Raw genomic sequence first — 25,547 nt, forward strand, 5'->3', positions numbered from 1 at the left:
GAGCCTCAGACCTTAATGTTGACCATCATCCGCATGAAGATCACGTTCACGATCAGGAACACGACCACCACGGCGGCGGCGGGGATGAAATACGGGCTCTCGACGACCTCGGAGTAGTAGTCCGGTTTCATCACGTTGATGCCCACGGCCGCCAGGATCGGGAAGGCCGACAGGAAGATGCCGGACCAGCGCGCCTCGGCGGTGATGGCCTTGACCTTGCGGAACAGCTTGAACCGGGCGCGGACGACGTTCGACAGACCTTCCAGGATCTCGGCCAGGTTGCCCCCCGATTTCTGCTGGATGGCGACGGCCACGGCGAGGAAGCGGAGATCCTGCAATTCCACCCGTTCGGCCAGGGCGCGCAACGCGTCGGGCACGTCGCGCCCGTAGGCGGCCTCGTCGGCGATGAAGCCCATCTCCGATCCCAGCGGATCGGCGACCTCCTTGGCGACGATACCGATGGCGGAGTTCAGCGGATGGCCGACGCGCAGCGACCGCACGATCAGTTCGATCGCGTCCGGCAGCTGCTCCTCCATCAGGGCGAGGCGCTTCTTGGCCTGCTTGTTGACCCAGAAATAGACGCCGCCCACGCCGATGGCGAGCGACATGACCACCCGGATGGGCAGGGACGCGCCGGTCAGGAAAGTCATCAGAAAGAACGACATGACCACCATCAACGCCATCACGCCCATCAGCATGCCGGGCGTAAAGGCCAGGTTTGCCTTCTGCGCCTTCTCGGCGAGAAGCGAATAGAGCGGAATCCTCTTGGCACTGTCGTGCTGCGACATCTCCTTGCGGAGCTGCGCCATCACCTCGTCGCGGGTCTGCCCGGATTCCAGGAGCGCAAGGCGGCGGTTCACGCGGTTGTTCAGCTTGATCGACTTGCCGAAGATCAGGCCGTAGATGGCGCCGATCGACACGAAGACCGCGCCGAAGACGGCGATGTAGATCAATGGCTCGATTGACAGTTCCATGTCAGCGGCTCCCTGCCGGTTCGTAGATGGATGCCGGCAGGTCGTAGCCCCAGGCCTTGAAGCGGTCGGAGTAGTGGCTGCGGATGCCTGTCGCGGTAAAGCGTCCGATGATCGTGCCGTCGGGCTCCAGCCCCAGACGCTCGTAGCGGAACACTTCCTGCAGGGTGATGACCTCGCCCTCCATCCCCGTCACCTCGGTGATCGACACCATCCGGCGTGAGCCGTCTTGCAGGCGCGAGGCCTGCACGATCAGGTTCACGGCCGAGGAGATCTGGGCGCGCACCGCCTTCAGCGGCATCTCGATCCCGGCCATGGCGATCATGTTCTCCAGACGGCTGATGCCGTCGCGCGCGTTGTTGGCGTGGATCGTGGTCATCGAACCGTCGTGGCCGGTGTTCATGGCCTGAAGCATGTCGATGACTTCCTCGCCGCGCGTCTCGCCGACGATGATGCGGTCGGGGCGCATCCGCAGGGCGTTGCGCAGACAGTCCCGCTGCGTGACCGCGCCCTTGCCTTCGACATTGGGCGGACGGCTTTCCATCCGGCCGACATGGTCCTGCTGCAGCTGAAGTTCGGCCGTATCCTCGATGGTCAGAACACGTTCGGTATTCCCGATGAAGGACGACAGCGCGTTCAGCGTGGTCGTCTTGCCGGAACCTGTACCGCCCGAGACGATCACGTTCAGCCGGCAGGACACCGCGGCCTGCAGGTAGGCGGCCATCTCCTCGGTGAAGGCGCCGAACTTGACGAGGTCGTCGACGGCGAGCTTTTCCTTCTTGAACTTACGGATCGAGACGAGGCTGCCATCGACCGCGACCGGCGGCACCATCGCGTTGAAACGCGACCCGTCCTTGAGGCGGGCGTCGACATAGGGGTTCGATTCATCGACGCGCCGGCCCACGGCCGACACGATCTTGTCGATGATCCGCATCAGGTGCTTCTCGTCCTTGAAGCGGATATCGGATTTCTGCAGCTTGCCCGCGCGTTCGATGAAGATCGAATGCGGCCCGTTCACCAGGATGTCGTTGACCGACTCGTCCTTCAGGAGCGGTTCCAGCGGGCCGAGGCCCATGACCTCGTCGAAAAGCTCGGTGTTGAGGATGTCGCGATCGTCGCGGCCCAGCACGACTCCCATCTCGCCCAGTTCCTCGGACGTGATCGAGACGATCTCGGCCCGAAGGGCACCCGCATCGGCCTTTTCCAGCGCAGACAGGTTCAGGTTGTCGAGCAACCTGTGATGCATCTCGGTCTTCAGCTCCTCGATCCGCTCTCGACGCTTCATATCCTTGTCGGGGGCAGCGGGCGCGGCCGGTGCCTTGGCCTGCGGGGGCGGGGCCGCGGGCGCGGCGGCCGGGGCCACGGGCTGGGCCGGCGCGGCGCCCGTCGCTGCATCCGCGGCGGTGCCGATCGGCCTGGCGCCTTCGATCTGCGGCTTCTTGTAGCGTGAGAACATCAGGTATTCCTTTGAACCGTCAGCCGAACTTCAAGCCGAATATGCCCTTGCGGGCGGCCTTTCCGGCGGCAGCGGGGTCCTTGCCGGCCTCGATGGCCTGGCGGGCTTCGTAGAGGCCGCGGGCCACTTTTTGAATTTCCTTGGTTAGCGCATTGCGCGCGGCCAGCGCGCTCAGCGGCGCGGCCTGGTCGTTGACCTCGGTGATTTGCTTGCCGCCATCGGGCAGCACGGCGTGGAACTTGATGCCCAGGCTGTCGGCCATCTTGTCGACCCGGCCGCGGCCGGACATGTCCATCTTGCCCGGCGCCCGGTTGAGCAGGAAGGACAACCGCTCCGTCGCCAGCCCTTCGGCCTGCAGAAGCTTCTGGAACCGCAGGGCATTCTGCGCCGAACGCACCTCCAGCCCGCAGACCACGAAGTACAGGTCCGAATGGCTGAAGACCGCATCGGTCCAGCCCGTCACCGTCACGGGCATATCGACGATCACGATGTCGAAGCACGTCCGCGCGAGACTGAGCAGCCCGATGACATCTTCGGGCCCGATCAGGTCGAGCGGCAGGATGTCGGACGGCGCCGTGAAGACGCTCAGCTTGTCCTTGTAGTTGCCCAGCGCCTGGCGGAACGCCTGTTCGTCCATCGACGGGATGTCGGACAGAACTTCGTAGATCATCGGCTTGCGCGGCAGGTCGAGATAGGTCGCGACGGAACCGAACTGCAATCCGAGGTCGATGATGCAGACCTTGGGCGCGTCCTCCTTGGATGCGTTCGCCAGTTCCCATGCCAGGTTGACGGCGACCGTCGTGGCCCCGTCGCCACCTGCGGCGGACTGGATTGCGAACACCGCGCCGTCGCGCTTCACGCCGGGGATGGTCGCGGGAACGGGTGCGCTGGCGGCGACGGGCAGGTCGCCTTCGACCACATCCGCGCCGGCCCGTTTGAGGATCTCGGCATCATCGCTGCGACCGGGCGCACGGATGCGGCCGACCGCTTCGGACAAGGCGTTCTCGGGCAGGGGGTAGGGGGCGAAGTCGTCGGCGCCGGAGCGCAAGAGCTCGTGCAGCGCCATCGGACCCAGGCCATCGGCCACGAGGATCGCCTTCAAGCCGGCGCGCTTGGCCTGGCGCAGCACGTCGCTTACCTGGGCGAGCTTGCGTTCATCCTCCCGGTCGACGGCGACCACGATGAATTCGAGCGTCTGCGCCTCGTCCTGCCGCAGGAAGGCGAGTGCCTCCGCGAAGTCGAGATCGCCCCAGGCCTCGCCCAACTCCGTCTCCATGTCCTCGATCAGAAGGTCGAATTCCTGCACGTCACGGGAAACGGTGACGGCACGGAGCGGTTCGGGTTCGGGAAGAAGGGCCAGATTACTCGCCATCGAGGGTCACCACACGTCTTATCGGCACCCCGTCGGGGGCATTCACAACACCGGGGGACGGCCGAATATCCGTCGTCCCGGTTGCAGGGGCGGAAAAGCCCCTTTGCGTCAGTGATGGCGGACAATTCAGGCAACAATTGGACGGGAAAAATGAAATTATCCGGGCCTGGGGGCGGGGAATGTGACTTGTTCGTCAAACCGCCGTCGCTGACGTTAAGGCCCCGCCGACATCTCTGTCGGCGGGGCCCTTGGGGTCGTGCGGTGGGGGTGTCGTGGCGGTCAGCCCTCGCCGCCTCCGCCGCCGTATCCGGTGGAGATGCCGGCACCCATCGGGCTCGCGGCGCCGCCGGCGACCTCGGCGGCCTTGGCCTGGCCCGCCGCGCCGCCAACATAGCGGCGATAGACGATCTGGCCGTATTTTCCGTCCAGGACCAGCGGGTTGCCGGCCACGAAGCCCGCAACCTCGGTCACGGTCCGGCGGTTGGCCCGCTCGCGCGACTGCGTCGGGATCAGCGGCCGGGTCTCACCAAAGCTGACCAGCGCCTCGAGCCGCGAAAGCGATACGCCGCGCGCGGCCAGATAGTTGACCGCCGCCTGCGCCCGGCGCCGGCCCAGCCGTTCGTTATAGGCCTGCGAGCCGACCTTGTCGGTATGCCCGTAGACGCTGAACCGGACCTCGGGGAAGGTGCGCATGAAATTCGCCTGCTCATCCAGGATGGCACGCGCCTCGGGCCCGAGGGCGGCGCTGTTGAAGGCGAAGTTGATCGTGGTCGGCACCTCGGCGGCGAAGCGGCCGCCGAGATGGTTCAGGGCCGGGGCTTCGCCGGTCATGACCAGCATGTTCTGCATGGTCGGGGTGCCGAAGTTGCCCTCGTCCACCTCGAACCCGGCCGGACGGTTGAACTGCGTCCCCGTGCAGGCCGACAAGGCGGTCATGCCCAGGCCCAGGGCCACGAAGCGGCGGGAGTAGTTGCTGTTTTTCATCATCTTACTCCAGCACGTAGCCATAGTTGCCCGAGAAGTCCTGGGCCGCCGCGTCCCCGCCCCGGCTGCTTCCGACGGTGTTGGTGTCGCTGCCCGAGACACGGCCGTAGAGGAACAATTCGTTCTCCGTCGGCGGCCGGATACGGTCGGTGGGGAGCGTCAGCGCCTCGCCCGAGGTGGGCGACACGAGGTTCGCCGTGACGATGATCACCAATTCGGTCTGCTGGCGGTTGAACCGGGCGGACCGGAACAGCGCACCGATGATCGGCAAGTCGCCCAGAAGCGGAACCTGACGGGCGGCATCGACGAAATCGTCCTGCAGGATGCCCGCGATCGCGAAGCTCTGCCCGTCGCGCAGCTCGATCGTCGTCTGGGCGCGCCGGACGTCGAAGTTCGGGATGAACGCGCCGTCGACATTCGTCGTCGAGTCCGAAACCGAGGAGACCTCGCTTTGCAGGACCAGGTTGATGATGTCGTCGGTCACGACGGTCGGCACGAAATCGAGACCGACGCCGAAGGGCTTGAACTCGATGCCCACGTTGCCTTCGTCGTCGACGACGGGTACGGGGATCTCGCCTCCCGCCAGGAAGCTGGCCGATTGCCCGGTCAGCGCCGTCAGGTTCGGCTCGGACAGGGTGCGGACGACGCCCTTCTCCTCCAGCGCCGCCAGCAGGATCTCGATCCGCGCGGAATCGATGCCGAAGCCCACGCCGAACGCGCCCGCGGCGCCGCCGGACCCGCCGACATCGGCCGTGTCGCTGGCGAAGGCCACGTCGGTTCCGATGACGTTGAGCTGTGCGCCCAGTTCCTTGGACACGCTTCGCGACATCTCGGCGAAGCGCACCTTGAGCTGGACCTGCTGGCTGCCGCCGACGGCCATCATGTTCAGGACGCGACCGGGGGCGTAGCGATCGGCGATCTCCATCGCCTGGTCGACATGCTGGATCGAGGAGACGGTGCCCGAGAGGACGATTCCGTCATTGGCGGTGCGGACCTCGATATGTTCGCTGGGCATCAGCTCGCGCAGACGTTCCTTGAACTCGGCGATGTCGGGGGTGACCTGCACCTCGACATTCGTGATCAGGCGTCCGTCGGGCCCCAGAAGCGTCAGCGTCGTCCGGCCGGGCTGCTTGCCCAGCACGTAGACGGTGCGTTCCGAAAGCGTCGCGATGTCCGCGATCAGGGGGTTCGCTACCGAAAGTTCGGCGAAGGGAACCTCCGACTCCAGGACGATGGCCCTGTTCAGCGGCACCCGAAGTGCGGATTGCGTCCGTCCCTCGCTCAGGCGGAGGGTCTGTGCATGGGCCTGCAGGATCGGCGTGCCGGATACCAGCACCCCGAGCATCGCTGCCCGAAGAATTGTTCGAAGTTTCATGTGACCTGCCTCTCTGATCACGCTGCTCAAGCGGCGGATCTTTTGCCCGCATCGACGCAAACCATGGCAGATCGCCGAATTATTGCAACGCCGGGGCCATGAATCCCCATGAAACAGGGCCTGCAGGACACACATCGCCGTTATTCGGTCACATTCCCGGACGGCGACAGGCCGCGCCTGATCGGGGCGCGGCCTGCGGTTTTCGTCGGAAGTTCCGTCCTAGCCTTCGACGGGGCAGGGGATGGGGATCAGGACCAGCTCGGCGCCCTTGCGGGTGCGGATGGTGCAGGTGCGCGCCTGTTCGACCGTTTCCTTCGGGCCGAGGATCTGATCGAGCGTCGCCTGGACCTGCGCGGATTCCGTTTCGTCGCGCACACCGACCAGAGCCAGCGTCAGGCGGCCGGTGGCCTGGGCCTGGGCCAGCTTGGCCACGACCGTGGGCGTCGCCTCGACAGTGACGTTTCGGGCGATGGTGGGGCTGTTCCGCTCCTCGTCGGTCTGCTGGTCGATGGCGATCAGGGGCAGGTTCGCGTGGATCAGTCGGGTGACCCCGCCCTGTTCGCGGTTGCCCGTCCAGTAGACGTCCACCCGGTCGCCCGGCCGCAGGAAGCCGGAAACACCGGAGTTCACGTCGACCTGCAACGCGAAGGCGCGCATCCCGGGCGTCAGGGCGGCGGCCAGGCCCGCATCGGCGCCGGGCTGGGTGACCTTGACCAGCAGCACCGGCTCGTCGCGTTCCATGACGCGCAGCACGGTGCGTTCCCCTTCGCGTTCGGGGGGGAAGATCTTCTCCATCGAGTCGAAGGTGCCGATGGGCAACGCGTCGGCCGGCCATTTGACGGCGCGCACGTCCTCGGGCTGCAGCACGTCGCCGTAACGCAACTGCCGGGTCACGACATAGACGTCCTTGACCGGCACGACCGCTTCCTGGGTGCGGGCCAGGGCGTCCTGATATTGGGAGAAGCGGCCGCTGGCCGTCTTGACTGCGAACCCGGCGAGGCCGAGGCCCACCAGCAGCAGAAGTCCGAAGATGAGGCGCATCTTTTCGTTTCCTCGTGAAGCTCGTGCCGCGCAATCGCGGCGATCGTTTCCCTATTGGCGTCGGATTGCGGCAAGAGGATGGTGACGACGGGGTTATCCGATGGAAGCCGGGGTCCCGACGGCAAGGCGCCCCGGGAACGGGTCCCCGGGGCGCCTGGCAATCTTGTCGATCCGTGGATCGGAGGCGATCAGCCGCCGGTCGTGGACGAGGACGAGGAGGAGCCGCTCAGGCCGGCGTTGAAGAGCTCCTTCGATGCCTTGACATGGTCGACCTCCAGCTGCGTCTTCATCTCGGCGGAGACGTTACCGACGCCGGTCGAGACGACGCCCATGACGGCCAGGCCCAGGCCCACGAGGGCGGCGGTCAGCACGACCCAGTCGACGGTCACGGCGCCGTCTTCGGCTTTCAGGAAGGTGTTGATGGACTTCAGCATTTGTTCGTTCCTTAGGTTCACTTCGGTTTCACATCGTCGGGCCGTGCTGCCCTTTCGATGAGGTCGGTATGCTGGCCAAACGGGGCGGGAATGAGACCGGTTCGGGACCGTGTAGGGGAAAGTTCCGGGTTAAAGAAAGGTGAATTTCCGCTAACCCTCTGATCTTAAATGATGTCCGGACATGAATGCCGCGAAGGCCCCGTCTTTTCCGCTGATACCTGCCCCGCCCGCCAAGGCGATTCCGGCGTGCCGTTCGCCGATCACCTGCGACCTGGACGAAGCGGGGGTCGCGCCTGCCAGCACGACCCCCCTGTCCCTCGGTTCCATGAGCCAAGGTAGATGTGACGTGTCCCGCGTTGTCCTTTCCGCCTGCCAACGGATCGGTGGGGATTGCTCGATCGCCACGGTTCCTGCCCGAGTTTATCGGTGCTTGTTGATCCATCGCATTGGGCGGTCTGCCGTCGCCCGTCGCTTCGGATGCTTCCCGTATGTCGGGCAATTGAGGCAAGATCGTGTCCAATTCGGATTGAATTGCGGACACTCGGCGAAAATTCCCGGATTGTCGGCTGCACGGCAACAACAGCGGCCGCGGCAGCGCCCCGTACGGCGCCGAACTCCGCCCGGTTCACGGCCGGCGCGGGGCAATTGTCACATGCCGGGCGCAAAATTCGCGAAGGCGATGACAGGGCGGGGCGGCGGATGCCACATTGCCCGCAACAACAATCGCCAAAATGGCCGGGCAGTCAGACATGAAACCTATCCACGCAGCCGCGCTCGTCGGGGCGTTGTCGTTTGGCTGGCCTTCGGGGCCGGTCCAGGCCGAATTCACCTTCAAGCGGGTGCGGCCCCCGGCGGCGGACGCGTCGAACCGGATCAACATCCAGATCGACGCCGAGGCGTTCGCCGCGCAGTCGGCGCCGCGGCCCGGCATCCCGCAGGCGCCCGATACCCCGGCCACCCGGACGCGGCCCGCCGAACCGGCCGCGCGGTCGGATCACCAGGCGTGGTTCTGGTCGGCCATTTCGCCCGGCATCGCGCCGGAGCCCGGCCGGTTCCGCAAGGCGGCGCAGGTCGCCGCGCGTCCACCGGCCGGCAGCGGGATCGCGGCTCCGTCATTGCAACACCTGCGCGCGATCGCCAGGGCGCATGGACCCGAGATACTGGCGCGCTCGGTTGGCACGCGGGTGTCGCCTGCGCTGGTGCTGGCGCTGATCTCGGTGGAATCGGCGGGGCGGACGGATGCCGTCTCCCACAAGGGTGCGGCGGGCCTGATGCAGCTGATCCCCGCCACCGCGGAACGGTTCGGCATCACCGATGCGCGCGATCCGGCGCAGAACATCCGTGCAGGCGTCGCCTATCTCGACTGGCTGATGTCCGAGTTCGGCAATGATCCGGTCCTGGCACTTGCGGGCTACAATGCCGGTGAAGGGGCCGTTCGGCGCTATGAAGGCGTTCCGCCCTATGGCGAGACGCGGGCCTACGTGCCGAAGGTCATGGCCGCCTGGAACGTCGCGCGCCTGATGTGCCGCACCCCGCCCGAGATGCCGGGGGACGGTTGCGTGTTCGAGACGTCGCTGGTCGACAGCTAGCCGAACCGTGCCTATTCCACCACGTCCGACCAGTCGGCGTGCCTGCGCGCCTGCGCCTTGACGAAGGGGCAGAGCGCGATGACCCCGACCCCTTCGGCGCGCGCATCCGCGACCATTCTGTGAGCCAGCACCAAACCGACGCCCCGGCCGCGAAACGCGTCCGGCACGCCGGTATGGTCGACGATGATCTTTGTCCGGCCCAGGCGCGAATAGGTCATTTCCGCTTCCGCTCCGTCCGCGCGATAGACCCAGCGTCCGCCGCTCTCGCCGTCCTCGCGTGTGATGCGATCGGCGGGATCGGCCATTAGACCAGCGTCGCCTCCGTCCGTTCGCGCAGCTCCGCCTCGGTCACGCCGTCGGCCAGTTCCACAAGCTTCAGGCCGCCCGCGACCACGTCCAGCACGCCCAGGTTCGTGATGATCCGGTCGACCACCCCCGTGCCGGTCAGCGGCAGGGTGCATTCGCGCAGGACCTTGGACTGCCCGTGCTTGTTGGCGTGGTCCATCACCACGACCACGCGCCCCACGCCCGCGACCAGGTCCATCGCGCCGCCCATGCCCTTGACCAGCTTGCCGGGGATCATCCAGTTCGCGAGGTCGCCGTTCTCGGCCACCTCCATCGCGCCCAGGATGGCGCAGGCGATCTTGCCGCCGCGGATCATCCCGAAAGACGTGGCGCTGTCGAAATAGGAGGTCCGCCGTAGCTCGGTGATCGTCTGCTTGCCGGCGTTGATCAGGTCGGGGTCGACCGCATCTTCGGTCGGGAAGGGGCCCATGCCCAGCATCCCGTTCTCGGATTGCAGGGTGATGTCCTTGTCGCCCACGTAATTGGCCACCAGCGTCGGGATCCCGATGCCGAGGTTCACGTACATCCCGTCTTCCAGCTCCTCGGCCGCGCGCGCGGCCATCTGGTTGCGATCCCAGGGCATCAGCTTGCCTCCCGAATGGTGCGTTGCTCGATCCGCTTCTCGTGTTCGCCCTGGATGATGCGATGCACGTAGATGCCGGGCAGGTGGATGTGGTCGGGGTCGAGCGATCCGGTCTCGACGATCTCCTCGACCTCGACCACGCAGGTGCGTCCGCACATCGCGGCGGGCGGGTTGAAGTTCCGCGCGGTCTTGCGGAACACCAGGTTGCCCGTCGCGTCGGCCTTCCACGCCTTCACGATGGCCAGGTCCGCCACGATCCCGCGTTCCAGGATATAGTCCTGACCGTCGAACTCCTTCACTTCCTTGCCGTCGGCGATGACGGTGCCGACGCCGGTCTTGGTGTAGAAGCCCGGGATGCCGCAGCCGCCGGCGCGCATGCGCTCGGCCAGCGTGCCCTGCGGCGTGAATTCCAGTTCCAGCTCGCCCGATAGGTACTGGCGCATGAATTCCGCGTTCTCGCCGACATAGGAGGAGATCATCTTCTTCACCTGCCGCGTCTGCAGCAGGATGCCGATGCCGAAATCGTCGACGCCGGCATTGTTGGACGCGAAGGTCAGGTCCTTCGTTCCGGCTTCCTTGATCGCCTGCAGCAGAAGCTCCGGGATGCCGCAGAGGCCGAATCCGCCCGCCGCGATCGTCATGCCATCCCGAAGGAGCCCGTCTAGGGCCTCCGCGGCCGAGCCGTAGACCTTCTTCATATCCGCCCCTTCCCGATTGCGCCTGCACCGGTCGTATCGCCTGCACCGGACGGTTTCAATCCGCCCCCGCGTCCCGGCGCGCGGGCGGCCCGGGCCCTAGCCGCGCAATGCCTCGGCTATCTGCGCGAGCTGCCCTTCGGCGAATGCGTCGAAGGCCGGGCCCGGCTGCCGCTTCGTGAAAGTGTCGGCAAACGGATCGGCTGCGATGGTTGCGGAGCGGGCCATCGTCGCGACGACGCCATGTGCGCAGAACGGAACGTAGACCTCCGAATATCCGCCCTCGTGCGCCAACATCACGCGGCCGTCGCAGATATCGTCCGCCAGATCCATCACCTGCGACGTCATCATTCGGAACGTCTCGGCCGTGGCCAGCATCCGGCCCAACGGGTCGATTACGGCCGCGTCGAGGCCGCAGGCCACGATGATTATCTCGGGTGCATGCGCGCGGATCGCGGGCAGGACGAGGCGTTCCATCGCGGCCAGATACGTCCGGTGGCCGGCCCCCGGCGGCAGCGGGACGTTCAGGTTTGTGCCATGTGCGCCGCGCACGTCGAAGCCGCCGGTGTCCAGCGGATAGTTCCGCTCCTGATGGATCGACACGGTCAGGATGTCGGGATCGTCCAGAAAGATCGCCTCCGTCCCGTTGCCATGATGGACGTCCCAGTCCAGCACCGCGACACGGGCGCACTGGTCGCGTGCACGGGCGCGTTCGATCGCAAGCGCGATGTTGGCCAGCAGGCAGAATCCGTTGGGCCGGTCGGGCAGGCAGTGGTGCCCCGGCGGGCGCGACAGGGCATAGGCGTTGGCCATGTCGCCCGCCAGCACGGCCTCGACCGCGTCCGCGACCAGCCCGGCGGACAGGGCCGCGATCTCGTAGCCGCCGGGCCCGAACGGCGCGCGCAGGCCCAGCTCGCCGCCCCCCGCTTCGGACGCGGCGGCGAAGGCGTCCAGATAGTCCGCCGGGTGGACGCGCAGCAGATCCTCGCGCGTGAGGGGCGGGGCGGTGCGCTCCTCGAGTTCGGCCATAAGGCCGGTCACGCGCAGCAGGTTGACCAAGCGCCGCTTGGTCTCGGGGTTCTCTGGCAGGCCGCCGCCGCCGGCGATCGGCTGGACCAGCCCGCCGACCGGCGCCATCTGCGCGTAGTTGCCGCCGCCATGCCAGAGGCAGCGTTCATCATGGAAGAAACCAGTCGCCATCGTTCACCTCCGGGTGGGCGGTTTCGCGTAGGGTGGGAAACCGCCGTCCGAAAGTCACGCCCGAACCGGCCGGGTCAGAGACCGGGATAGACGGGGAACCGGTCGCACAGGGCCTGGACCTTCGCCTTGACGGTCGCTTCCACCCGGTCGTTGCCGTCGGGTCCGTTCGCGGCCAGACCGTCGACCACCTCGACGATCAGGTCCCCGATCTCGCGGAACTCGGTCTCACCGAAGCCGCGCGTGGTTCCCGCCGGAGAGCCGAGGCGGATGCCAGAGGTGACCGTCGGTTTTTCGTCGTCGAATGGGATGCCGTTCTTGTTGCAGGTGATGTGCGCCCGGCCCAGCGCGGCCTCGGTCGCGTTGCCCTTGACGCCCTTGGGGCGCAGGTCGACCAGCATCAGGTGCGTGTCGGTGCCGCCGGTGACGATATCCAGCCCGCCGCGCATCAGCTGGTCGGCCAGGGCCTGCGCATTGGCGATCACCTGCGTTTGATAGTCCTTGAAACCGGGGCGCAGCGCCTCGCCGAAGGCCACGGCCTTGCCGGCGATGACATGCATCAGGGGGCCGCCCTGGATGCCCGGGAAGATGGCAGAGTTCACCTTCTTCGCGATCCCCTCGTCATCGGTCAGGATCATGCCACCGCGCGGGCCGCGCAGGGTCTTGTGCGTCGTCGTCGTCGCGACATGCGCGTGCGGGAAGGGCGAAGGGTAGTGACCGCTGGCCACGAGCCCGGCGAAATGCGCCATGTCCACCAGCAGGTAGGCGCCGACGCTGTCGGCGATCTCGCGCATGCGGGCGAAGTCGATGATCCGCGGGATCGCGCTGCCACCGGCGATGATCATTTTCGGCTGATGCTCCGTGGCGAGGTCCTGCACCTGGTCGTAGTCCAGCGTCAGATCTTGGCGCCGCACGCCGTACTGGACGGCGTTGAACCACTTGCCCGACTGGTTCGGACGTGCGCCATGGGTCAGGTGACCGCCCGCGTCGAGCGACATGCCGAGGATCGTGTCGCCCGGCTGCAGCAGCGCGGTATAGACGCCCTGGTTGGCCTGGGACCCAGAATTCGGCTGGACGTTCGCGAAGCCGCAGCCGAACAGCGCCTTGGCCCGCTCGATCGCCAGCTCCTCGGCAAGGTCGACATATTGGCAGCCGCCATAGTAGCGGCGGCCCGGATACCCTTCGGCATATTTGTTGGTCATGACGCCGCCCTGCGCCTCCATCACGGCGCGGCTGACGATGTTCTCGGATGCGATCAGCTCGATCTCGTCGCGCTGGCGGCCTAGCTCCCGTCGGGTGGCTTCGGCAATCTCGGGATCGGTCTCGGCCAGCGTTGCGGTGAAGAAGGTCTGATCGCGGTGAGGGGCGTTCATGGCATGCACTCCGGGGTCAAGGACTGGCCGGGTGATACGCCGCCCGACGCCGACATGAAAGCGACCAAAACGGCGCATCCGGGATCGGGCACGACCCGGACGGGTGCCTTGCCTTTCGGGCCCACGCGCGACAACCCTGTTTCGAAACCCGGACGGACCGCATGCCCCGCGCCAAGAACATCGCCTTCCTCGCCTCGGAGACGCCCGAGGCGCAGACTGCCCTGACCCGCCTGACCGGGCGCTACGGGCAGACCCCGTTGGAGGAGGCGGCGATCATCGTCGCGTTGGGCGGGGACGGCTTCATGCTGCAGACCCTGCACGGCACGATGCATGTCGACGCGCCGGTCTATGGCATGAACCGGGGCACGGTCGGGTTCCTGATGAACGATTACCGCGAGACCGGACTGACCGGCCGGCTGGCCCGCGCCGAGGAGGCGGCGATCAACCCCTTGAAGATGGTCGCGACCCGGATGAACGGCGAGATCGTGGAGGCCCTGGCGATCAACGAGGTCTCGCTCCTGCGGGCGGGGGCGCAGGCGGCGCGTCTGCGGATCAGCGTCGATGATCGCGTGCGGATGGAGGAGCTGGTCTGCGACGGCGCGCTGGTCGCGACGCCGGCCGGGTCGACCGCCTACAACTATTCCGCGCACGGCCCGATCCTGCCGATCGGGTCGGAGGTGCTGGCGCTGACGGCGATGTCGGCGTTCCGGCCGCGCCGCTGGCGCGGTGCGCTTCTGCCCAAGTCGGCGCGGGTTCGCCTCGACGTACTGACGCCGGGCAAGCGCCCGATGATGGCCGAGGCGGATGGGCAATCGGTGCGCGACGTCGTCTCGGTCGAGGTGGCAAGCGAGCCAGCCGTCCGCCACCGCCTGCTGTTCGATCCCGGTCACGGGTTGGAGGAGCGACTTCTGCGCGAGCAGTTTACCTGACGGCGCCCGGCTTTGGCCCGCCGGGGCGCCGCCCCGGACCCCGAGGTATTTGCGGCCAGAGGAAGCACCCCGCGCCTGCGCCTTGCGACCGGGGCCCGCACGGGACTACATGCGCCGCGACGTCCTGGAGAAAGCCATGCCCCGCACGCTCATCACTTCGGCCATTCCCTATATCAACGGGATCAAGCATCTCGGGAACCTGATCGGCAGTCAGCTTCCGGCGGATCTCTATGCCCGCTATGTCCGCGCGCGGGGGCACGAGGTCATGTTCATCTGCGCCACCGACGAACATGGCACGCCTGCGGAACTGGCGGCCAAGAAGGCCGGGAAGCCGGTCGCGGAATATTGCGCCGAGATGTGGCAGGTGCAGAAGGATCTGGCTGACGGTTTCCGCCTGTCCTTCGATCATTTCGGCCGGTCGAGCAGCCCGCAGAACCACCGCCTGACGCAGCATTTCGCGGGCAGGTTGGATGAGGCCGGCCTGATCGAGGAGCGGTCGGAGCGGCAGGTTTATTCCAAGGCGGACGGGCGGTTCCTGCCGGACCGGTATATCGAGGGGACCTGTCCGAACTGCGGCTATGAGCGCGCGCGGGGGGATCAGTGCGAGAACTGCACCAAGCAGCTGGATCCGACGGATCTGATCGCGCCACGTTCAGCGATCAGCGGCAGCACCGATCTGGAGGTGCGCGAGACGAAGCATCTCTACCTGTTGCAGTCCAAGCTGCGCGACCGGCTCGACGCCTGGATCGACGGGCAGGAGGGCTGGCCCGTCCTGACCACGTCGATCGCCAAGAAGTGGCTGCATGACGGGGACGGATTGCAGGATCGCGGCATCACGCGCGACCTCGACTGGGGCATCCCGGTTCGGAAGGGCGACGTGCCCTGGCCGGGGATGGAGGGCAAGGTCTTCTATGTCTGGTTCGACGCGCCGATCGAGTACATCGCCGGCACCGCCGAATGGGCGGATGCGACGGGCGGCGATTGGGAGCGTTGGTGGCGCGCCGACAAGGGGGCGGAGGACGTCCGCTACGTCCAGTTCATGGGCAAGGACAACGTGCCGTTCCATACGCTGTCCTTCCCGGCGACGATCCTGGGGTCGGGCGAGCCGTGGAAGACGGTCGATTACCTGAAGTCCTTCAATTACCTGAACTATGACGGCGGCCAGTTTTCGACCAGCCAGGGCCGTGGCGTGTTCATGGACCAGGCGCTGTCGATCCTGCCGGCGGATTACTGGCGCTGGTGGCTCCTGTCGCATGTCCCCGAAAGCAGCGACACCGAGTTCACGTGGGCGCGGTTCCAGGCCGACGTGAACAAGGATCTGGCCGACGTGCTGGGCAATTTCGTCAGCCGGGTGACCAAGTTCTGCCGTTCGAAGTTCGGCGAGGCCGTGCCCGAAGGTGGTGCATGGGGCGAGGCGGAGCGGGCGTTGGTCGCGCGTCTGGCCGAAGGTCTGACGCGCTACGAGGGCCATATGGACGCCATCGAGATCCGCAAGGCCGCGGCGGAATTGCGCGGCCTTTGGGTCGCGGGGAACGAATACCTGCAGGAGGCGGCGCCCTGGTCGACTTTCAAAACCGATCCGGATCTTGCGGCGATGCAGATCCGTCTGGGGCTGAACCTGATCCGGTTCTATGCCGTCCTGTCGGCGCCATTCATCCCGGACGCCGCGCAGGCAATGCTGCGGGCGATGGGGGACGAGGGTGCGGGCTGGCCCGATGACGTGGATGACGCGCTGGCCGCACTCGGCCCGGGCCATGCCTTTGCCGTGCCGGAGGTGCTGTTCGCCAAGATCACAGACGCGCAGCGCGAGGAATGGGAGGCGCGTTTCGCCGGCACCCGGGCATGAGTCGGTTGGGCGCGGTCGCGTTGCTCGTTCCCGACTACGACGAGGCCATCGCCGTCTCCCGCGCGCTGGACTGGCGGGTGGAGGAGGACGAGGACCAGTGGCGCAAGCGCTGGGTCACCGTCGCGGGCGGAGAGGCCCGGATTTTGCTGGCCCGTGCGGAGGGCGCCGAGCAGATGGCCGCCATCGGTGCCCAGTTCGGCGGGCGGGTGGGGCTTTTCCTGCGGAGCGACGACTTCGCCGGCGACGCCCGGCGGATCGAGGCCGCCGGTGGCACCTTCGAGGAAGCGCCGCGCGTCGAACCTTACGGCACCGTCGCCGTCTGGCGCGACCCCTGGGGCAACCGGTGGGATCTGATCGAACCTGCCTGAAGGTATCGCGGGAACGCAAAACTGGCTGGAACGTTATGGGAACATCCACCACAGGAGTTCCCATGGACAAGACGACCCAGACCCCCAAGCAGGACGCCCCCGGCAACGCCGACAAGGACCCCGATGACTGGACCACCGGCGACGAGCCGATGACCGGTGCGCAGGCGAGCTATCTCAAGACCCTGTCGGAGGAAGCCGGCGAGACTTTCGACCCGGACATGACCAAGGCCGAGGCGTCGAAACGCATCGACGCGCTTCAGGAGCGGACTGGTCGCGGCGCCTGATCGCGCATCCCGGCATCCGCGACACGGACCCCTTGAACGGCAGGCCGGGACATCCCAAATCTGTGGCGTCGGACGCCTTATCGGGTCCGGCGCAACCAGGGGCCCCCGTCCGCGCGAGGAGGGGGCCGTGAATGTATCGCTTTGAAAAGGATGCAGATATGCGAACCTATGATTTTACCCCCCTCTACCGTGCCACCGTCGGTTTCGATCGGATGGCGAACCTGCTCGACAGGGCAATGGCAGCCGACACCGCCACGACCTATCCGCCCTATAACATCGAGAAGACCGGCGAGAACGAGTATCGCATCTCGATCGCGGTCGCGGGCTTCACCGCCGACGAGCTGGGCATCGAGACGCGCGAGACGGCGCTGATCGTCACCGCCCGCAAGGCCGAGGAGGATGGCGAGAAGACCTACCTCCACCGCGGGATTGCCACGCGTGCGTTCGAGAAGAGCTTCCAGCTGGCCGACCACGTCCATGTGACGGGTGCGCGCCATGCCGACGGAATGCTGCATATCGAGCTGGAGCGTCAGGTGCCCGAGGCCCTGAAGCCGCGCCGCATCGAGATCGCCAAGGGCGAGGATGCGCCGGCGCTGGAAGGAACCTCCGAGACCGTCGAGGCCTGATCCCCAAGACTGTGCCTTCGGTTGAAGGAGTGGCGCGCGTCCCCGGAAACGGGGGCGCGCGTTCTTCGTGCGGGGTCCGTTAGCTGTCGGGGATCGAGATCAGGACCCATTCGCCTGCGCTGTCCACCCGGACGCCGCCTTCGGCGATCCGATCGGCAATCGCGCCGGTCTCGACCGCCGGACAACCGACGAGCGTCCGGGTATGGTCGAGATATTCGACGGTCAGCGCGTTCTCGCCGATGACCTGACAGACGTCGTCGTCAGTCGGGTAGGGGCGGACCGCGACGAGGCCGGACGCCTCGGGCGGGGAATAGCCCGGCCCGCTGTCAGGTTCGACACATCCCGCAAGGGGCAAAAGGCAGACGGCGCCGATGGCAGATATCTTTTTCATGTTCGCTCCTTCGCTGGGCCAGACCCTTTGCAGCCTATGCCGCGCGGACCGATCCGGCCAGAACCCGGTGACGAGCCGCGCCTCACCTGCCGGTTTCGGCCAAGCCTCCGCACGGGTTCGCGGGCCGTCGGGCGCCCGTCAGAACCACTGACCCGGCTCCATCAGCCCGAGATCCATGAGCTGTTGCGAGCGCCATTCGAACGGGACCGATCCATCCCAGCGGAACCCCTTGATCGCCGCGCGCGAGCCCGGATTGAACGCAAGCGCCTTCGCCGCACGGAACGAGGCGATGCAGGCCGTCATCGAATGGTGCCAGGGGCAGGCATAGGTGTTCATTTCCGCATCGGACATCCGGTGATCGGCCAGCAGGCGTATGTCCTTGCGGGCACGGAACATCGCGACCCGGTCGATGCGGCGTCTCGCCTCGGGGACATGCTCCTCGAAGCGCCAGCGAAGCCCGCCGAAGAAGTCGAGCTGTCGGTCGAGGGGGCCGTCCTCGCCCATCCGGCCGAGGGCGAAATATCCGGCTTCGTCCATCCAGGCATCGTCGGCATCGACGCCGTTTCCCCCCGCCTCCAGCCGCCCGGCATAGAGATCGATCACGAAGCTCAGGATCGCGTCGCGCCGCTCCTCGGTGCAGAAAGCCATGGCCTCGCCGATGCGGCGGGTCTCGGCGAAGGGGTGGAACAGGTATTCCGCGTTATAGGCATAGGCCGTCCAGGCGCCGTCGGGACGCCCGGCGATGAATGCGTTCACGCAGGCGGTGGCCAGCATTCCGGGGCGTCGGTCCAGGTTCAGGCGGTGAACGCCCTCGGGCAGGACGGGAGGGACCGGCACACCCGGCGGAACGGCCAGAACGATCGTGCCGAAACCCACCTCGCGGTGATGGCGCACGGTGCTGGCGACTTCGCAATCGTCCTCGCACAGGATCATCAGCGCCGGCGCGCCGCCGAGCGTCCCCGCCCGTGCCGTCAGATCCTCGAGAGAGGTGAAATCCATGCCCGCCCGCCTTTTCGACGCACTGTCCCGCAAAGCGGGCGCGGTCGCAACGGGGCCGCGTTGCGGGCGAGGAGCCTCTGCGGTATTGGCGCAACGCGACAACGGGGGTTCTTGGAATGCCGACGCCGAAGAAGCTGCACATCAAGACCTATGGTTGTCAGATGAACGTCTACGACAGCGAGCGCATGGCCGAGGCGATGGGCTCCGAAGGCTATGTCACGACCGATGATCCGGCCGATGCGGACCTGATCGTGCTGAACACGTGCCACATCCGCGAAAAGGCTGCCGAAAAGGTCTATTCCGATCTGGGCCGGCTGCGGCCGTTGCGGGATGCGAAGCCCGACCTCAAGATCGGCGTGGCCGGCTGCGTGGCCCAGGCCGAAGGGGCGGAGATCATGGCCCGGCAGCCTTTGGTGGACCTGGTCGTGGGGCCGCAGACCTATCATCGCCTGCCCGAGATGATGCGCGGCGTCGACCGCGGCGAGAAGGTCATCGACACCGACATGCCGGCCGAAGACAAGTTCGACCACCTGCCCAGGCTGCGCGCGCCCGTGGCCAGGCCGTCCGCTTTCCTGACCGTGCAGGAAGGCTGCGACAAGTTCTGTGCCTTCTGCGTCGTGCCCTATACCCGCGGCGCCGAGGTCAGCCGGCCGGCCGCACGCCTGATCGACGAGGCCCGCGCGCTGGTCGATCGCGGCGTGCGCGAGATCACGCTGCTCGGCCAGAACGTGAACGCGTATCACGGTGACGGGCCGGACGGGCGCACGTGGTCGCTGGCCGACCTCATCTGGGCGCTGGACGGGATCGAGGGGCTGGCGCGGATCCGGTTCACGACCAGCCATCCGAACGACATGACCGACGACCTGATCGCCGCGCATGGCGATTGCGCCAAGCTGATGCCCTATCTGCACCTGCCGGTCCAGTCGGGCAGCGACCGTATCCTGAAGGCGATGAACCGCAAGCATACGGCGGCGTCCTACCTGACCCTGATCGAACGCCTGCGTGCGGCGCGGCCGGATCTGGCGCTGTCGGGCGATTTCATCGTCGGCTTTCCAGGCGAGACGGACGAGGATTTCGAGGCGACGTTGAACCTGGTCAGGCAGGTCCGCTATGCGGCGGCCTACTCGTTCCGCTATTCGGCCCGACCGGGAACGCCCGCCGCCGAGCGGCCAGATGTCCCGCAGGACGTGGCAGTCGCGCGGCTGCACCGTCTGCAGGCCCTGCTGACCGAGCAGCAGGTCCAGGCGCAGGAGGCGATGGTCGGTCGCGAGACGGACGTGCTGTTCGAAAAGCGCGGTCGCCTGCCGGGGCAGCTGGTGGGCAAGTCCGACTATCTGCAGGGCGTCCATGCCCAGGCGCCGGAGGACATGATTGGCAAGGTCGCCCGCGTGCGCGTGACCGAGGCGAAGGCGAACTCCCTTGCGGCGGTGCTCGTCGGGGCCTGATCGCGCGGCGGTTCAGCGCATCGTGGCCACAAGGTCTATGCGGCGTTGCCGAATTCAGCGCCAAATCTGGGGCCGGGGGGTATGCAACGGCGGGAACCCTGCTAGGTTGCGGACCGGGACGATGACAGCAATTGGGGGCCACAAGGTGTCGCGCAGCGGAACGATGATGAAACGGGGTGTCCTGGCATTCGCCCTGACGACGGCGGGCATGATGCCCGCCATGGGCCAGAACGTGGGCGATGTGGGGGCCGATAGCGCCGGCAACATCTATACCTACACCCGCGACGCCCAAGGCCGCGGCGTGTGGACACCGGGTCGCGACGGACCCGGCAACGATCGCACGATCCTCGCGGAACGTTTCATCCCGGCGATCTGGGTGGATCCGGACGGATGCGAGCATTGGGTCATGGATGACGGGTTCGAAGGATACATGTCACCGCGCCTGGATCGGCATGGCCGACCCATCTGCGGGGGGGCGGGACGATGACGATGCATCGATTCATCGCGCTGGTCGCCGCGACGGCCCTGCTGTCCGCCTGTGCCGAGGGGCGCAGCAGCCCCGACAAGACCGTCGACCGTGGATCCGTCGGCACGACGCCGTTGACCGACCTGACGCCTGGCATCTGGGTCGATCCGACGGGATGCGAGCATTGGCTGATCGACGACGGGGTCGAGGGGTATCTGACGCCGCGCTTCGATCCGCGCACACGCCGGCCGGTCTGTGACCGGAACACCGCGCCACCGACCTACGTGACGGGACCGTTCCAGGGGGGCGCCGACATCAACGACCCGACCTGATCCCTTGTCCGACTGGTCGGCGGGGCAGGGGCCGTGGCGGAAACGTCACGGCCCTGTTGCATTCGAGGCGTGTTTTCCCGCCGAACGCCCCCGCACCGCCTTGCGGCCCCCGCGACGGCGGGGCACCCTTGGACGACACCTCACGTAGGAGCCTTGTTTGGCCACCATCCTTGCCCCCGATGAGTCCATCGCACTCCAGCTGGAGTTCCCCGACAACCGCCTGATGATCGACCTGGTGGGCCCGCATGGCGCGCATCTTGCCCAGATCGAACAGCTTCTGGGTGTGCAGATCGTCCATCGCGGCAACGCGCTGGTCGTGCATGGCGAGGGCGCCGCCGAGGCGGAACGGGTGCTGAACGCGCTCTATGCGCGGCTCGAATCGGGCAAGCAGGTGGATATGGGCGCGATCGACGGGTTGATCCGGTTGCGTGCCGTCGAGGAGGACCAAGGCACACGCGACGGCGACCAGCAGGAAATGTTCTCGGGTCCGGCGCTGGAGATCCGCACCCGCAAGAAGACGATGGAGCCCCGGACCGAGGCACAGAAAGCCTATACCCGCGCTCTTCTGGAAAACGAGCTGACTTTCGGGATCGGTCCGGCGGGTACGGGCAAGACCTATATCGCCGTGGCGGTCGCCGTGTCGAAGTTCATCACCGGCGAGGTGGACCGCATCATCCTGACGCGCCCGGCGGTGGAGGCCGGTGAGAAGCTGGGCTTCCTGCCGGGCACGCAGGACGAGAAGGTCGATCCCTACATGCAGCCGCTTTACGACGCGCTAAACGACTTTCTGCCGGGCAAGCAGCTTCAGAAGTTGCGCGAGGAGAAGCGGGTGGAGATTGCGCCGCTGGCCTTCATGCGGGGCCGGACGCTGTCGAACGCCTTCGTCATCCTGGACGAGGCGCAGAATGCGACGACGATGCAGATGAAGATGTTCCTGACCCGGTTGGGGCAGGGGTCGCGCATGGCGATCACCGGCGATCGCAGCCAGGTCGACCTGCCGCGCGGCGTGCAGTCGGGCCTGCGCGATGCCGAACACATCCTGCGGGGGGTCGACGGGATCAGCTTCAACTATTTCAGCGCCACGGATGTCGTCCGGCACCCGCTGGTGGCCAAGATCATCACCGCCTACGATGCCGAGGATGCGCGCCGCGAGGCCGGACCGGAGCGATGATCGCCGGACTGGCCGCCGCCGTGTTGGCCGCGATGCTGGCATGTGTTCACACATTCGTCGGCGGGCGGGCAATCGCGCGTCCGCTTCGTCAGGCGACCGATCTTCCCACGGTCGTCCGGGCGACGTCCTGGATGTGCTGGCACATGGTCACGACCACCCTGTTTCTGATGGCGATCCTGTTGTTCTGGGGCGCTTGGGGCGGGCGGCCCGATCTCATCCTGGCCGGAACGTTGCTTGCCGCGGCGGTGGCCCTGGGGGGGCTGGCCGCCGCGCCGGCACTGGGCGTGGGCTATCGCGTGTTGCCGCAAGGCTGGCTTTTCGTGCCGGTCGTGGCTCTGGGCCTATGGTCGTTTTACGCATGAACGTCGATGTCATCGTCGAGGATGCGCGTTGGGAACGGCTCGAACGCCTGGCCGAAGTCGCCATTTCAGCGGCGCTGGATGGTCTGCCTGGCGAATGGGAAGTCGCCGTGCTGGGCTGCGACGACGCCCGCATCGCCACGTTGAACGCGGAGTTTCGCGGCAAGCCCGTGCCCACGAACGTACTGAGCTGGCCCGCGGAGGAGATGTCGCCGGATGACAGCCCCGAAGGCCCCGAACTCGGCGATATCGCCATCGCCTACGACACCTGCGCGCGGGAGGCCGCCGAGCAGGGCAAGCCGTTCGACGCCCATGTCATACATCTTCTGGTGCATGCCACGCTGCACCTGCTAGGACACGACCATGTCGAGGACGATCAGGCCGCGCGCATGGAAGCGCGCGAGGTCGAGATCTTGAACGTGTTGGGATTCCCCGATCCCTACGCATCTGGTAAGGTTTGACGGCGCCGGTGTTCGATCCGGCCAGGTAAGAGGTTTTCCCGGTCCGATGGACAAAGACGGATCGTCTAGCGCCGCGCAGGGCGCGCAGGACGAAGACAGATACGAAGGCGGCCATATCGGACCGCGCCCCGGATTCATCGCCCGCGTCTTCGGCGGCCTGATGCCCGAAACCGAAGGACGCCCCGAACGGGATGTGCCGCGGGACCGGATGCCGGGTCTGCTGAACCTGCGGCTCAAGCGGCTGGACGACGTGCTGATTCCCCGGGCCGAGGTCGTGGCGGTGCCGGTCGACATCTCGCTGCCGGATCTGGTGGCCCGCTTCCGGGAATCGGGGATGACCCGGATACCGGTCTTCGAAGGGACGCTGGACGAGCCGCTGGGCATGATCCACCTGAAGGACCTGGCGCTGAACCACGGGTTCAACGGCGACCGCGACAAGCCGTTCGAGATGCGGCCGTTGTTGCGCACGCTGATCTATGCACCGCCCTCGATGCCGATCGGCGTGCTGCTGACCAAGATGCAGACGCAGCGGACGCATATGGCGCTGGTCATCGACGAATATGGCGGCGTGGACGGCCTGGTGACGCTGGAGGATCTGATCGAGCAGGTCATCGGCGAGATCGAGGACGAGCACGACCAGGAGGAGGGCAAGTTCTGGCGGCAGGAGAAGACCGGCTGCTATCTGGCGCTGGCCCGCACCCCGATCGAGGATTTCCAGGCCGAAGTTGGCTTCAAGCTCGTCGAGGCGGAGGACGAGGAGGAGATCGACACACTGGGCGGACTGGTCTTCATGCTGGCCGGGCGCGTGCCCGCGCGCGGCGAGGTGATCCCCCATCCGTCCGGCGCCGAGATCGAGGTCGTCGACGCCGACCCCCGTCGGATAAAGAGGTTGCGCGTTCGGATGCCGCAGGCGGCCTGACTTGCGCGTCCTGCGACCTCTGGTGCCCGCGGTCGCGGGGCTTTCCGCCGCGTTCGGACAGGCGCCCTGGGGCCTGTGGTGGTTGGCCTTCGCGGGATTCGTGCTGGGCATCGATGCCATCATGCGGGCGGGCAGGCCATTCATCGCGGGGCTGATATTCGGCATGGCCCATTTCGCGCTGGCCCTGATCTGGATTACCGAGCCGTTCCAGGTCGACCCGGAGGCCACGGCCTGGCTGGCCCCGTTTGCGCTTCTGGGCGTGTCGGTGGGCTTCGGGCTGTTCTGGGCGATTGCCGCCTGGGCCGGGCGCCGTTGGCTGGGCGGGGCGATCGGCGTCGCGGTCGCGCTGGCGATGGTGGAACTCGTGCGGTCCTACCTATTGACCGGTTTCCCTTGGGCGCTTCCCGGGCATGTCCTGATCGATACGGTGGCTTTGTCCGCCGCGTCCGTTGGCGGTGCGCATGGCCTGGGGCTGGCGATCCTGCTGGGGGCGGGGGCGGTCGCCCTGCGCAGGCCGGTCGCCCTGACCGTCGGCTGCCTGATCTGGGCCGCGCCGTTCGCGGTCGGGCTTTCGCTGCCCCCGGCGCCTGCGGACGAGGGGCCGGTCGTCCGGCTGGTTCAACCGAATGCGCCGCAGCATCAGAAATGGGACCCCGAGTGGCAGGGCGTGTTCTGGCGCCGCGGCCTGCAGGAGACCGCCGCCGCCGCCGCGACGCCGCCCGTCGCGGTCGTCTGGCCGGAGACGGCCCTGCCCACCCTGCTGAGCAATTCCGACGATCTGAGGCCGATGCTGGCGGCGGCTTCGGGCGGCAGTCCCGTCATCGTCGGGGCACAACGCTACGGCGACGACGGAAGCCCCCGCAACGCGCTGGTCCTGCTGGACGGCGCGGCCGGGGATATCGAAGTGATCTACGACAAGCATCGTCTGGTGCCGTTCGGAGAGTTCCTTCCGCTGCAGACGGTCTTCGACGCCGTGGGTATCGGGCCCATGGCCAAGCGGCTGGCCGGGACCTATGCGGCCGGCCCGGGGCCATCGCTGATCGACCTGCCCGGGGTCGGGTCCGTTCTACCGCTGATCTGTTACGAGGCGATCTTTCCGCAGGACATTCGCCGGGTCGCGCGACCGGCCGCGATCCTGCACCTGACAAACGATGCGTGGTTCGGAACCCGGTTCGGACCGCAGCAACACCTCGCCCTGGCAAGGCTGCGCGCGGCCGAATCCGGATTGCCCGTGCTGCGCGCGGCGAATACGGGCGTGTCGGCCTCGATCGATGCCCGGGGCCGCGTGCTGGCTTCGCTGCCACTGGGGGTACATGGCCATCTGGACGTGGCCGTTCCCGCCGCACTGTCGGCCACGCCCTATGTGAAGCTGGGAGACTGGGTCGTGGGCCTGCTGCTCGTTTGCCTCGCCCTCGCCCTCGTGATCCTGCGGCGCCGGAATGGTGTTGAACCCGTCCGGAAAGCCACCTAGCCAGTGTCGACCGCCCCAACGGCTTCCTGACGGGGTAAGGGCATCTGAACCGGAGCATATATTCC

At 67.0% G+C, this 25,547-nt stretch carries 27 protein-coding genes, 1 pseudogene and 1 riboswitch; of the genes and pseudogenes, 14 read left to right on the forward strand and 14 right to left on the reverse strand.

Annotation, left to right across the window (positions count from 1 at the left end):
- Positions 1–5 precede the first annotated feature (5 nt).
- The 7 genes from MWU52_RS17195 to MWU52_RS17225 form a co-directional block, all read right to left on the reverse strand.
- Complete coding sequence (locus MWU52_RS17195; protein WP_246954347.1) at positions 6–974, reverse strand: type II secretion system F family protein; 969 nt, start codon at positions 972–974, stop codon at positions 6–8.
- Between the two features lies 1 nt (position 975).
- The gene (locus MWU52_RS17200) at positions 976–2,427 is read right to left on the reverse strand and encodes a CpaF family protein (RefSeq protein ID WP_246954348.1); all 1,452 of its coding nucleotides are present in this window, start codon (positions 2,425–2,427) and stop codon (positions 976–978) included.
- Between the two features lie 19 nt (positions 2,428–2,446).
- Positions 2,447–3,799, reverse strand: a complete 1,353-nt coding sequence (locus tag MWU52_RS17205; RefSeq protein ID WP_246954349.1) for an AAA family ATPase — start codon at positions 3,797–3,799, stop codon at positions 2,447–2,449.
- Positions 3,800–4,078: 279 nt separating this feature from the next.
- On the reverse strand, positions 4,079–4,783 hold the full coding sequence (locus MWU52_RS17210; RefSeq protein ID WP_246954350.1) for an OmpA family protein: 705 nt from the start codon (positions 4,781–4,783) through the stop codon (positions 4,079–4,081).
- A gap of 4 nt (positions 4,784–4,787) precedes the next feature.
- Positions 4,788–6,158 (reverse strand): type II and III secretion system protein family protein, encoded by a 1,371-nt coding sequence (locus tag MWU52_RS17215; protein WP_246954351.1) that lies wholly within the window; start codon positions 6,156–6,158, stop codon positions 4,788–4,790.
- A 219-nt stretch (positions 6,159–6,377) separates the two neighbouring features.
- A complete protein-coding gene (cpaB, locus tag MWU52_RS17220; RefSeq protein WP_246954353.1) occupies positions 6,378–7,199 on the reverse strand; it encodes a Flp pilus assembly protein CpaB in 822 nt (273 codons plus the stop codon).
- A 188-nt stretch (positions 7,200–7,387) separates the two neighbouring features.
- The gene (locus MWU52_RS17225; RefSeq protein WP_246954354.1) at positions 7,388–7,633 is read right to left on the reverse strand and encodes a pilus assembly protein; all 246 of its coding nucleotides are present in this window, start codon (positions 7,631–7,633) and stop codon (positions 7,388–7,390) included.
- A gap of 749 nt (positions 7,634–8,382) precedes the next feature.
- On the opposite strand from MWU52_RS17225, the gene MWU52_RS17230 reads away from it, so the two are divergent.
- Complete coding sequence (locus MWU52_RS17230; protein ID WP_246954355.1) at positions 8,383–9,222, forward strand: lytic transglycosylase domain-containing protein; 840 nt, start codon at positions 8,383–8,385, stop codon at positions 9,220–9,222.
- An 11-nt stretch (positions 9,223–9,233) separates the two neighbouring features.
- Here the strand turns inward: MWU52_RS17230 and MWU52_RS17235 are convergent, their stop codons facing one another.
- The 5 genes from MWU52_RS17235 to glyA all read right to left on the reverse strand — a co-directional run bounded on the left by MWU52_RS17235 (position 9,234) and on the right by glyA (position 13,415).
- Positions 9,234–9,527 (reverse strand): GNAT family N-acetyltransferase, encoded by a 294-nt coding sequence (locus tag MWU52_RS17235; RefSeq protein WP_246954356.1) that lies wholly within the window; start codon positions 9,525–9,527, stop codon positions 9,234–9,236.
- Positions 9,527–10,150: a 3-oxoacid CoA-transferase subunit B gene (locus MWU52_RS17240; protein ID WP_246954357.1), complete on the reverse strand. Its 624-nt coding sequence runs from the start codon at positions 10,148–10,150 to the stop codon at positions 9,527–9,529. The genes MWU52_RS17235 and MWU52_RS17240 overlap by 1 nt, the downstream gene beginning before the upstream one ends.
- Complete coding sequence (locus MWU52_RS17245) at positions 10,150–10,848, reverse strand: CoA transferase subunit A (protein ID WP_246954358.1); 699 nt, start codon at positions 10,846–10,848, stop codon at positions 10,150–10,152. Before MWU52_RS17245 ends, MWU52_RS17240 begins: the two co-directional genes overlap by 1 nt.
- A 96-nt stretch (positions 10,849–10,944) precedes the next feature.
- The gene (locus MWU52_RS17250; protein ID WP_246954359.1) at positions 10,945–12,045 is read right to left on the reverse strand and encodes a class II histone deacetylase; all 1,101 of its coding nucleotides are present in this window, start codon (positions 12,043–12,045) and stop codon (positions 10,945–10,947) included.
- A 74-nt stretch (positions 12,046–12,119) separates the two neighbouring features.
- Entirely contained in the window at positions 12,120–13,415 is a 1,296-nt protein-coding gene (gene glyA, locus MWU52_RS17255) for a serine hydroxymethyltransferase (protein WP_246954360.1), read from the reverse strand.
- Positions 13,416–13,576: 161 nt separating this feature from the next.
- On the opposite strand from glyA, the gene MWU52_RS17260 reads away from it, so the two are divergent.
- The 5 genes from MWU52_RS17260 to MWU52_RS17280 all read left to right on the forward strand — a co-directional run bounded on the left by MWU52_RS17260 (position 13,577) and on the right by MWU52_RS17280 (position 17,468).
- Positions 13,577–14,344, forward strand: a complete 768-nt coding sequence (locus MWU52_RS17260; protein ID WP_246954362.1) for an NAD kinase — start codon at positions 13,577–13,579, stop codon at positions 14,342–14,344.
- A gap of 136 nt (positions 14,345–14,480) precedes the next feature.
- A complete protein-coding gene (gene metG, locus MWU52_RS17265; protein ID WP_246954363.1) occupies positions 14,481–16,190 on the forward strand; it encodes a methionine--tRNA ligase in 1,710 nt (569 codons plus the stop codon).
- Positions 16,187–16,558: a VOC family protein gene (locus MWU52_RS17270; protein ID WP_246954364.1), complete on the forward strand. Its 372-nt coding sequence runs from the start codon at positions 16,187–16,189 to the stop codon at positions 16,556–16,558. Before metG ends, MWU52_RS17270 begins: the two co-directional genes overlap by 4 nt.
- A 62-nt stretch (positions 16,559–16,620) precedes the next feature.
- The gene (locus tag MWU52_RS17275; protein WP_246954365.1) at positions 16,621–16,842 is read left to right on the forward strand and encodes a DUF3072 domain-containing protein; all 222 of its coding nucleotides are present in this window, start codon (positions 16,621–16,623) and stop codon (positions 16,840–16,842) included.
- Between the two features lie 158 nt (positions 16,843–17,000).
- Positions 17,001–17,468 carry an Hsp20 family protein gene (locus MWU52_RS17280; protein ID WP_246954366.1) on the forward strand — a complete coding sequence of 156 codons (468 nt, stop codon included), beginning with the start codon at positions 17,001–17,003 and terminating at the stop codon, positions 17,466–17,468.
- A gap of 79 nt (positions 17,469–17,547) precedes the next feature.
- Here the strand turns inward: MWU52_RS17280 and MWU52_RS17285 are convergent, their stop codons facing one another.
- Positions 17,548–17,859 carry a hypothetical protein gene (locus tag MWU52_RS17285; protein WP_246954367.1) on the reverse strand — a complete coding sequence of 104 codons (312 nt, stop codon included), beginning with the start codon at positions 17,857–17,859 and terminating at the stop codon, positions 17,548–17,550.
- Positions 17,860–17,997: 138 nt separating this feature from the next.
- Entirely contained in the window at positions 17,998–18,858 is an 861-nt protein-coding gene (locus tag MWU52_RS17290; RefSeq protein ID WP_246954368.1) for a hypothetical protein, read from the reverse strand.
- Between the two features lie 116 nt (positions 18,859–18,974).
- Between MWU52_RS17290 and miaB the strand changes: the two genes are divergently transcribed.
- The 8 genes and pseudogenes from miaB (at position 18,975) to lnt (ending at position 25,482) form a co-directional block, all read left to right on the forward strand.
- A complete protein-coding gene (gene miaB, locus MWU52_RS17295; protein WP_246954369.1) occupies positions 18,975–20,303 on the forward strand; it encodes a tRNA (N6-isopentenyl adenosine(37)-C2)-methylthiotransferase MiaB in 1,329 nt (442 codons plus the stop codon).
- A gap of 337 nt (positions 20,304–20,640) precedes the next feature.
- Positions 20,641–20,772: pseudogene (locus MWU52_RS17300) on the forward strand (OmpA family protein); the annotation flags it as partial.
- A 14-nt stretch (positions 20,773–20,786) separates the two neighbouring features.
- Positions 20,787–21,101 (forward strand): hypothetical protein, encoded by a 315-nt coding sequence (locus tag MWU52_RS17305; protein ID WP_246954371.1) that lies wholly within the window; start codon positions 20,787–20,789, stop codon positions 21,099–21,101.
- Positions 21,102–21,324: 223 nt separating this feature from the next.
- Positions 21,325–22,272 (forward strand): PhoH family protein, encoded by a 948-nt coding sequence (locus tag MWU52_RS17310; protein ID WP_348645534.1) that lies wholly within the window; start codon positions 21,325–21,327, stop codon positions 22,270–22,272.
- Complete coding sequence (locus tag MWU52_RS17315; protein ID WP_246954373.1) at positions 22,269–22,634, forward strand: hypothetical protein; 366 nt, start codon at positions 22,269–22,271, stop codon at positions 22,632–22,634. The genes MWU52_RS17310 and MWU52_RS17315 overlap by 4 nt, the downstream gene beginning before the upstream one ends.
- Positions 22,631–23,092, forward strand: a complete 462-nt coding sequence (gene ybeY / locus MWU52_RS17320) for an rRNA maturation RNase YbeY (RefSeq protein WP_246954374.1) — start codon at positions 22,631–22,633, stop codon at positions 23,090–23,092. Before MWU52_RS17315 ends, ybeY begins: the two co-directional genes overlap by 4 nt.
- A gap of 46 nt (positions 23,093–23,138) precedes the next feature.
- Positions 23,139–24,011: a hemolysin family protein gene (locus tag MWU52_RS17325; protein ID WP_246954375.1), complete on the forward strand. Its 873-nt coding sequence runs from the start codon at positions 23,139–23,141 to the stop codon at positions 24,009–24,011.
- A 22-nt stretch (positions 24,012–24,033) separates the two neighbouring features.
- Positions 24,034–25,482 carry an apolipoprotein N-acyltransferase gene (gene lnt, locus MWU52_RS17330; RefSeq protein ID WP_246954376.1) on the forward strand — a complete coding sequence of 483 codons (1,449 nt, stop codon included), beginning with the start codon at positions 24,034–24,036 and terminating at the stop codon, positions 25,480–25,482.
- A 7-nt stretch (positions 25,483–25,489) separates the two neighbouring features.
- A riboswitch (SAM-SAH riboswitch) is annotated at positions 25,490–25,539 on the forward strand.
- Positions 25,540–25,547: the final 8 nt, after the last annotated feature.

This window comes from Jannaschia sp. S6380, from assembly GCF_023015695.1.
Lineage (GTDB): Bacteria > Pseudomonadota > Alphaproteobacteria > Rhodobacterales > Rhodobacteraceae > Jannaschia.